This window comes from Ewingella americana ATCC 33852, from assembly GCF_000735345.1.
Taxonomy (GTDB): Bacteria; Pseudomonadota; Gammaproteobacteria; order Enterobacterales; family Enterobacteriaceae; genus Ewingella; species Ewingella americana.
In genome coordinates this window covers 43191-52247 of sequence record NZ_JMPJ01000022.1, presented here as the reverse complement: position 1 = coordinate 52247, position 9057 = coordinate 43191, and the positions used below count along the sequence as shown (strand labels likewise).

10 protein-coding genes are annotated in these 9057 nt (G+C 54.6%); 2 read left to right on the top strand and 8 right to left on the bottom strand.

What is annotated here, in order from left to right; genetic code table 11:
- The 6 genes from GEAM_RS02780 to GEAM_RS02755 form a co-directional block, all read right to left on the bottom strand.
- The coding region (locus tag GEAM_RS02780) for a 2-oxoadipate dioxygenase/decarboxylase family protein (protein WP_034787954.1) at positions 1–320 on the bottom strand (320 nt) is incomplete at its 3' end.
- Between the two features lie 141 nt (positions 321–461).
- Positions 462–1151, bottom strand: a complete 690-nt coding sequence (biuH, locus tag GEAM_RS02775) for a biuret amidohydrolase (protein WP_034787951.1) — start codon at positions 1149–1151, stop codon at positions 462–464.
- Complete coding sequence (locus GEAM_RS02770; RefSeq protein ID WP_034787948.1) at positions 1152–2471, bottom strand: purine-cytosine permease family protein; 1320 nt, start codon at positions 2469–2471, stop codon at positions 1152–1154. It lies immediately after the preceding gene.
- A 31-nt stretch (positions 2472–2502) separates the two neighbouring features.
- Positions 2503–3939, bottom strand: coding sequence for an amidase (locus GEAM_RS02765; RefSeq protein WP_034787945.1), 1437 nt, complete (start codon positions 3937–3939; stop codon positions 2503–2505).
- 300 nt (positions 3940–4239) lie between these two features.
- Positions 4240–4779 carry a nuclear transport factor 2 family protein gene (locus GEAM_RS02760; RefSeq protein ID WP_051899380.1) on the bottom strand — a complete coding sequence of 180 codons (540 nt, stop codon included), beginning with the start codon at positions 4777–4779 and terminating at the stop codon, positions 4240–4242.
- A gap of 69 nt (positions 4780–4848) precedes the next feature.
- Positions 4849–5583 carry an SDR family oxidoreductase gene (locus GEAM_RS02755; protein WP_034787941.1) on the bottom strand — a complete coding sequence of 245 codons (735 nt, stop codon included), beginning with the start codon at positions 5581–5583 and terminating at the stop codon, positions 4849–4851.
- Positions 5584–5691: 108 nt separating this feature from the next.
- On the opposite strand from GEAM_RS02755, the gene GEAM_RS02750 reads away from it, so the two are divergent.
- Complete coding sequence (locus GEAM_RS02750) at positions 5692–6510, top strand: LysR family transcriptional regulator (RefSeq protein WP_034787940.1); 819 nt, start codon at positions 5692–5694, stop codon at positions 6508–6510.
- Between the two features lie 10 nt (positions 6511–6520).
- Here GEAM_RS02750 and GEAM_RS02745 read toward each other — a convergent pair whose 3' ends face one another.
- Positions 6521–7114 (bottom strand): TetR/AcrR family transcriptional regulator, encoded by a 594-nt coding sequence (locus GEAM_RS02745; RefSeq protein ID WP_034787938.1) that lies wholly within the window; start codon positions 7112–7114, stop codon positions 6521–6523.
- Between the two features lie 97 nt (positions 7115–7211).
- The gene (yeiL, locus tag GEAM_RS02740; RefSeq protein WP_034787962.1) at positions 7212–7904 is read right to left on the bottom strand and encodes a transcriptional regulator YeiL; all 693 of its coding nucleotides are present in this window, start codon (positions 7902–7904) and stop codon (positions 7212–7214) included.
- A 132-nt stretch (positions 7905–8036) separates the two neighbouring features.
- On the opposite strand from yeiL, the gene rihB reads away from it, so the two are divergent.
- A complete protein-coding gene (gene rihB / locus GEAM_RS02735; protein ID WP_034787937.1) occupies positions 8037–8969 on the top strand; it encodes a ribosylpyrimidine nucleosidase in 933 nt (310 codons plus the stop codon).
- Positions 8970–9057: the final 88 nt, after the last annotated feature.

Below are 9057 nucleotides of genomic sequence, written 5' to 3'. Positions count from 1 at the left end.
GGCACCCCGGCAGAACTCAAATCGTAATAGCCCACCGGCTCCATGCCCATCACGGCGAACAGCCGCCGCAGGGTCGCCAGCTCTTCGGCGGTGCCGACGCGGATAGCGCCGTGCCGCTCCATATCCAGGCGCTGCAACTCGCCGGTCTGCGCCAGACTGCTGGCAATCTCCGGCGACTGCGCCATCACCTGCTGATTGGTGTCGGCCACCAGCTCCATCAAGGTGCCATAGAGCGGAACTTCCGCCTTATACATGTCGGACATCGCGCGCGAAAAGTTGGCGCGAAGGGTATCGCTACTGACAAAGCCTACAGCGTTCATTCGACTCTTCTCCATGACAACATTGGCTTTTCTCACTGACGTGAGCGCTTCAGTAAACTCTGTTCGATATTGTGAAAATATTCAAACGAAGCGCTCACGCTTTGAGGTTTAAAATTCTTAGCCCAAGCTGTCAGGAAAAGGTTACGCCGTGGCGAGAGCATCCAACAGCGTGGCGGAATCCGTCACCGCGCCGAAGATCCCACCCTGCATTTTGATCATGCTGAGTGCCGCCTCGTGATGCTTTTGCTCCGTCGCCGCGCAGCAGTCGGACAGCACCATGCATTCGAAGCCGCGATCGTTGGCTTCGCGCATCGTCGTGTGGACGCAAACATCGGTGGTGATGCCGGTAATGATCAGGTTTTTGATGCCCCGCGTGTGCAGCACCAGCTCTAGATCGGTGGCGTAAAACGAGCCTTTGCCCGGCTTGTCGATGATGGTTTCATTGGCCAAAGGGGCCAGCTCGGGGATGATTTCCCAACCCGGCTCGCCACGCACCAAGATGCGCCCGCACGGACCGGCGAAGCCAATCTCCGCGCCAATCTGCTTTGAGCGCCAGCGTTTATTGGCGGGCAAATCGCTGAGGTCCGGGCGATGCCCTTCGCGGGTGTGAATAATGGTGAAGCCTTGCGCGCGCATCGCGGCCAACACCGAGGCAATCGGTGCAATCGGTGCGCGCGTCAGGGCAATGTCGTAGCCCATGGTGTCGACATAACCGCCCTTGCCGCAAAAATCGGTTTGCATATCGATGACGATAAGCGCCGTGTTCGCGGCAGAGAGCGAGCCGTCGAATGGCCAGCGGTACGGGTCAGCGTTAATCGTAAATTCGGACATTTATTTCTTCTCCAGCGCGACAACCGGCGATTTGATTGCCAGCATAGTGATTGCGTAATAAGAGACGGCACCGGCGACCAATCCAACGATGGCTTCGCCTACAGACGGGAACCAAATGTGCGCGATGGTGGCGCAGCAGGTACCGATGGCCCATGCCACAAAGGCGCTGGCGCGGACGCGCTGCTCAGTGCGCAGGCGGCTGATTTCGCCCATCAGGATCAGGTCAACAATCATCACCGCGCCAAACGGCGGGACGGCCACGCCAAGCAGGCTCAGCCAGTTGAGGAAGTAGTGCCAAACGCCAATCAGCGCCAACACGCCGCCAATCGCGCCCAGAATCACCGTCCATAAACGCATCTTGCTGCCGAACAGGTGGCTGAAGCCCATCGCGCCGTTATACAGGCAGTGAGTACAGACCGAGCCGAGGTTGATGAACACGAAGACGAAGGCCAGCACTTCCAGCAGCGCGCCGTGGCCCATCAACAGAGAGAGGAAGTTGCCGCCGTTTTGCAGCGGATCGATAGCCGCGCCCGCCGCGACAATCACCACGCCAAACAGATAAGAAATCACGTTAGCTACCGGGAAAGCCGAGAATGCGGCGATCACCGCCGACTTGCCGTCCTTCGACCAGCGGGTGAAGTCAGCGGTCATGGTGCCGGAGTCAGCAAAGCCTGCCACCACCATCGTCACCGCCGTGCCCATGGTCATGCCACCGGCCACTGCCGCCGAACCGTGCCAATTCACAATCTGCGTTAAGTCATGGGTGCCGGAGATAAGCCACAGCGCCACCAGCCCGAGGATCACGTACATCGGCGCGGCAATCATGCCCAGCAGGGAGAGTGCGCGCACGCCAAGGAAGGTGATGGCGATGTAGAGCACGGCGGCGAAGGCGCTGACGCCCAGCTCATTCCAACCAAAAGTTTCATGAATGACCGTGCCGGTTAAGCCAGTTTGGAAGGCATACCAGCCAATCACCACGGTGGAGAGAAAACCGGACACCCAGCCGTAACCCTTAGTACCAAAGGTTTTTTTGGCTTGCAGCGCAAAGTTCAGCCCGGTTGAACCGGCGAAGTGGCTCAGCGCGCCGACATAGCCAAACAGCACCAAGTTACCCAGCAGAATGGCGGCTATCGCGGGCCAAAAGCCGAGGTGCCAAGTGATGATGCCGCCGAACAGCGCATTGGTGAGGATCATCGGGAAGCCAAACCACACGGCGGACACCGAGCGGGTTGAGTGGCGATGGGTTAGCGGAACCGGGCTGTGCTCAAACTCCTGCTCAAGCCCTTTTCCCGCTGCGTCGTTTTTGTTGTTAGTTTTCATAGTGGCGATTCCTGGTCAATAAGATGAAAAATCAGCGCGACAGAACACCGGGTTGCAGGTGGTTCCACGGCTGCGCTTGCTCAAACGCCGCACTGGCGGCAAGAACAGTGGCATCATCCAAATGCCGCCCCACCAGCTGTAAGCCGACGGGCAATCCAGACGGGGTAAAACCAGCAGGAATAGAGGCCGCTGGCTGGCCGGTTAAATTCATTGGGAAGCAGAGGCTCAGCCATTCGTTATTGGCGACCATGCGGCCTTCAATCACTTCTGGCCCCTGCATATGCAGTGGGAATGGCGCGACGGCAAGCGTCGGCGTCAGCAGCAGGTCGTAACGCTGCATAAAGCGCCACATCTGGTTGGTCACGGCTTTGCGCTCGGTGATAGCGTTGGTGAAGTCCTCCGCCGTCCAGTTGCGGGTCAGCATGTCCACCAGATGGGGAGACATCTTGTCGCCGAACTCCGGCAGCAGGCGGCGCATGCCGACTAAGTCGGTGTCCATCGCCACCAGCGCCATAAAGGCACGGCGCGGGTCGTTAAAGCCGGGATGGGCGTACTCCACCACGCAGCCCAGTTCGCGTTCAAACACGCTGACCGCCTGAGCAAAGACTTCGCGCACTTCAGGGGCGACGGCGGCGTATCCCCAATCGGCGCTGACGGCGACGCGCAGGCCTTTGATGTCGCGCTGGGTTGCGCCCAGCCAGTCGACATCGCCTGCCGGAATCGAGTGGCGGTCGCGGGCGTCAGGGCCAGCAATGACTGACATCATTAACGCGGCGTCGGCCACGCTGCGGGTCATCGGGCCAATGTGCTCGAGGGATTCCCAACTAGAGACGCCCGGATAGCGTTCGTCGCGGCACCCCGGATAGAGCGGCACTCGCCCCATCGAGGCTTTTAAGCCATAGACGCCGCAGTGGGCCGCCGGAATGCGCACCGAGCCGCCGCCGTCGCTGCCCAGCGCTAGCGGGCACATACGTGCCGCCAATGCCACGCCGGAACCCGCGCTGGAGCCACCGGGAGTTTTGCTGATATCCCACGGGTTGCGCGGCGATTCGAACAACGGGTTGTGGCCCACGCCGCTGTAGCCAAACTCCGGCGCGGTGGTTTTGCCGAGGATAACCGCCCCGGCGTTACGCACGCGTTCGACCACGATGTCGTCTTCATCGGCAATAAAGTGTTCATAGACGAAAGAGCCTGAGGTGGTTTTCACCCCAGCAGTATTGATCAGGTCTTTTACTGCAATAGGAACCCCCGCCAGTGGCCCGACGGTTTCACCTTTCGCCAGTTTGAGATCGATAGCTTCCGCCTGTGCCATTGCCAGCTCAGGCGTTGGGGTGCAGAAAGCGTGCAGAGTGGGTTCGAGCTGCTGCATCTGCTCAAGCGACGCCGTGGTGACTTCCACCGCAGACAGCTCGCGTTGGCGAATCAGCCGCGCCAGCTTGTGTGCATCAAAATTCAGGATCTCGTTCATCGCCGCTCTGCCCTATCAAACCCACATGACAAACCTATGTGGTGAGAAATGCATAAAGCAGGCCAATATTTGATCCACCTCTCAAAATCAGGTCTGAGAAATAGCTAGCGGGCTTATGGATACTGACTTGAATACAAGTTATTGGCGGTGTGAAGCAGCGAGGGAAGCATAGGTAAGTGGCGGAGGGAACGGCGATGATTGCTAGCACTGCACGGAAAAAAGGCAAGGTGTGCACTGAGGATGGGCGTTAGATGGCCGACAACGCTGGCGGCCATTTGATTGCCAATAATGCCTTTAAAATCAATTCGAGCCGTGAAGTACGTCTGTTAAACCACGAGTTAGCAGTTGGCGCGGAGCCTCGGTTCCATCCACCGGCAGCAGGGTTCTGCTGCGAATTTTCCACTTGCCCTGATGGCGCTCCAACTCCCAGCGGTTCACCACCACTCGGTGAATTCGATAGCCGTTGGAAAAGCCGTGATTGGCCATTTCACGCGGCTCGCCCTGCTTGTCGAGTTGTAGCAGTTGCAAATAGGAGGTCACCACCGCTTTATCGCCACGCAAATCAATCAGCGGCAAACCGGCGAAGTGAGCCAGCCCGCTCTTGATAGCTTCTTCATGAGCCGGTCGGAGGATAAAGGCCGCGATCTCATCAACGCCTTTGGCACCATCCAGACCCGCGCCGCGATCAAAAACGCCGTCTTCCATATAGACGCAAGCCGTATACTCCGCGAGGCCGGTATCCGCACTCGGCGGGTGCGAGGCAATGAGCTCGTAAATGGCTAATTTATCTTCTATAACCTGAAGTCTCTGCTCAAAACCTGAATTATTGTCGTCAGCCATCGGGGTATATCCTCTTTTTGCCAGGTTAAAAAAGGGGCCGAAGCCCCTCTTGAATTTGAATTACTCGGGTTATGCGCCCTGACGGGTCGCAGCCAAGACAATTTCACGCACGCAGACGTACTGCGGCTGGGAGTAGGCATAGTCAATGGCGTGGGCCACGTCTTCCGCGCTCAGCACTTTGCCGCCCATCTCTTGCTTCCACTCTTGGTATCCGGCTTTGATTTCGTCATTGGTGGTGTGGCTTAACAGCTCGGTTTCCACCGCGCCCGGTGCAATCACAATCACGCGAACATTGTGCGGCGAAAGCTCTTCGCGCAGGTTTTCAGACATGCCGTGTACCGCAAATTTGGTGCCGACGTACACCACGTGGTTAGGGAAAGTCTTGCGCCCCGCTACGGAACTGATGTTGATGATGGTGCCCGCTTTACGCTCAATCATCCCCTTGGTGACGGCGTGAACCCCGTTCAACAAGCCTTTGACGTTCACATTGAGCATGTGCTCCCACTCAGTCGGGTTCTGCTGATCAACGCCACCTAGCAGCATCACGCCCGCGTTATTCACCAGTGCGTCTATCGGCCCGAACTGCTGCTGGGCTTCTTTGACTGCCGCCGAAAATGCGTCGATGTCCGTGACGTCGACTGCACGACACAGCGTATTCGGCAGGTTTAAGGCGTTCATGGGCTCAACGCGGCGCGCCAGCAATAGCAGCGCGTGGCCGCGAGATGACAGCAATTTCGCCGTCGCTAAACCAATACCTGAGCTGGCACCGGTGATCACAATTAACGCTTTGGCTGCATGACTCATCACTCTTCCTCATAAATAAAAATGATAGCTAAATTCAGTGCCTCACTTTAAATTGAGCGAAATTTAATGAAAAATGGTTTATTCCTTTCGAAGTCATAAAATAAAATTATGGATAAGCGACAACTTAAAGCCTTCATGTGCGTGTTTGAAGAACGCAACATCACCCGAGCCGCAGCCCTTCTTAACCTGACGCAGCCCGCCCTGTCCGCCACCATTAAGGCACTGGAAGAGGAGCTGGGAACTCAGTTATTCGAACGAAAACCTCGGGGAGTCGAGGTAACAGAAGACGCGCGAGTGCTCTACCCGCACGCCCGACGCATGATTGGCGACATGAGCGCGCTGGCCTGCAGATTTCGCAAAAAACAGGACAAAATTCAGCTCAATATTGGCATTGAGCAGGATATTGCGGCTGCACATCTTGGCAACTTGATGGGCCGAATCAGCCTTGTCCTGCCTGAGGTGCTGGTCACGCTGGACCCGGGCTGTACCGGCGATATCCGTTTGGGGTGCGAAAACCTGCTCTGCGAGGATGAGTTGTTTATTCCGATGTTTGATGAAAGCTATGTGCTGGCTTTCCCGCAGAATCATCCGATTGGCCAAGTACCAAAATTAACCCTCGAGCAGCTTCACGAGCAGCCTTGGGTGATGTCTCCTGAGCATGAATCTCACCAGCGTTTCTTGCCGCTTTACGGCGCATCTGGCGGAATTCCGCGCGCCAATGCCGGAAATTTCACGCTGGCGCTGGATCTTGTCGCAGCCGGTTATGGCTTAACCATCGCACCCGCGTCGCTAGTTGAGGCGCACTGTGAGCTCTCTTCACGCCCGCTTCCCGGCCACCCGCTGATGCGCCGCGTGGGGATTTGCTACGCCATTCAGGCTCAGCTCAACCCAACCATTGAGCTGTTATTGGCGAATTTGGATCACTAGCGGCAGGAGATTATTTGTTTGGCGCGCACGTGAGATGGTCGATGACAGGGTCCACAATCTGTTGAAAGAGTTCAGCATTATTTAGGGCTCTGGCCGACAGCATCGCGCCGTGGACCGTGGACATAAAGGATTTAGCCTGAATATCCGGCGTCTCAGTCAGTTGGAAAATGCCGCTGCTTTGCCCTTTTTGCAGCAAAGCGGCCAGCCAGTTGGCGAGATCGGTGAAATGCCCGGTCACTTCGCTAGAAATCTCCGGTGGTAGTTTGGGCAATTCCACCGAAAGCATCACGCAGATGCAAAAAGGTGAAGTGCCATTCTCAATGCAGGTAGACCAGTAACCGGCGTAGGCTTTAAGTTCGGCCAGCGGATCGTTGAGTTGCTGGCTTATCGCCGCCATCCCGCCCCTCGCCTCTTCGCGATATTCCGCCAACACGGCTTGCACCAGTTCAACCTTGCTCGGGAAGTGATGGTGGATACTGGCTTTTTGAATCTTCACCAATTCTGCAATGTCGGCATAGCTAAAGCTGTTGTAGCCACCAGAGGTCAGCAGTTGTCGGGTGTGAAGAATAATCTCTCTGGCTTTTGGCGAACGCTCTGTAGGCATAGAATTCCTGAAAACTTAACTGATTGATATCCACTAAATTAATATCAAATCTAAGGATCTGCTGCTTTATTGTCAAGATAAACCTACTAGTTGGTAGTCAGGTGGAAAATAGGGTTGCATCCGGTTCCATCTCCCGCGCTAATGCAATGATCGCCGGCTTATTTTTAATGGCATAGCCAGATTTTTGTTTTATTAAAAAGCCGTCATCGACCAGCTGAGCAATCACAAATAATAAATGGCGGTAAGACACACCCATATATTCCGCCACCTGTGTGTGTTTTTCGTGATATAGATCACCATGTTGTGTAAGCAAAATAAATGCAGCCAGACGATTAACCAAAGGAAATGATTGATTACGGGTTAACGAGACAATATTGCGATAATTTTTCTGCGTTAAACTCATGCACAAATTGCGTAAAAAAACTGCGTCATTCAAAAGCTGCGCGCGGAACTGTTTCGCAGGTAGAGCCAGACACCAACACTCTTCAATAGCCTGCACGGCGCGTGATTCATGCTGTTGATCTATCAGCTCAATTTCACCTATAAAGCAACTTGCCGCAAAGAAATCAATCAGCGAAACCCGTCCATTAGCCAAGGTGGCATACAGCTTTGCCCGTCCTCGGGCGAGATAAAACAAGTAAACCGGCCGCTCTCCCTCCTTCACAATATAGTCTCCCGCCATAATGTGAAGTAGCCGAGTTTCCTGCTCAACATTAAATGAAAAATGCTCCTGATAGGCAGAATTCTTTATTAACTGTTGTTTCAAACTTTCATTATGGATTTCTTTCACAATCATTTCCCAGCATGAGATTTCTCATATTTAAGATACGATCTTAGCTGTTAGGTTTAAAGCGTTGACGTAGCAATTTTGTTATGCATTTAAAAAGATCGACAATTTAAACCCTAATAGAGGAAATGAGAGATGGCGCAGAGAAAAATTATACTCGATTGTGATCCCGGTCATGATGATGCTATTGCAATTTTGATGGCTGCTAAACATCCGGCAATTGATTTACTCGGAATAACCATTGTGGCCGGCAACCAGACGCTGGACAAAACATTAGTTAATGGCCTGAACGTGTGCCAGCAATTAGATATCAACGTGCCCGTTTTTGCCGGAATGCCGCAGCCGATTATGCGCAAGCAGATCGTGGCGGACAATATTCATGGGGAAACAGGCCTTGATGGTCCGGTGTTTGGCCCACTGACTCGCAAGGCGGAAAGCACCCACGCCGTGCAGTTCATCATTGATACGCTGATGGCCAGCGATGGCGATATCACTCTGGTGCCGGTTGCTCCGCTGACCAATATCGCGGTCGCCATGCGCATGCAGCCCGCTATTATCCCTAAAATTAAAGAGATCGTGCTGATGGGCGGCGCCTACGGCACGGGGAACTTCACCCCATCGGCAGAATTCAATATCTATGCTGACCCGGAAGCCGCCCATGTTGTCTTCAGCTCCGGCGCGCCTTTGGTGATGATGGGCCTCGATTTGACCAACCAGACAGCCTGTACTCCAGACGTGATTGCTCGCATGGAAAAAGCGGGCGGACCAGCAGGCAAGCTGTTCAGCGACATGATGAACTTCACGCTGAAAACGCAAAATGAGAACTATGGCTTGGAAGGCGGCCCGGTACATGACGCCACCTGCATCGGCTATCTCATTAATCCTGAAGGGATTAAAACCCAAGACATGTATGTCGAAGTCGATGTGAATAGCGGCCCGTGCTATGGCCGAACCGTGTGCGACGAGCTGGGTGTTACCGGCAAACCTGCCAATGCCAAAGTCGGGATCACTATCGATACCCAATGGTTCTGGAATTTGGTCGAAGACTGCGTGCGAATGTACAACTAATTAAATGAAATAAAACACTCTGTATCAGGCATGCAAAATAATGCTTATTTTTTGCATGCCTAAAAACTCATGGGCAGTTTGCTGTCGC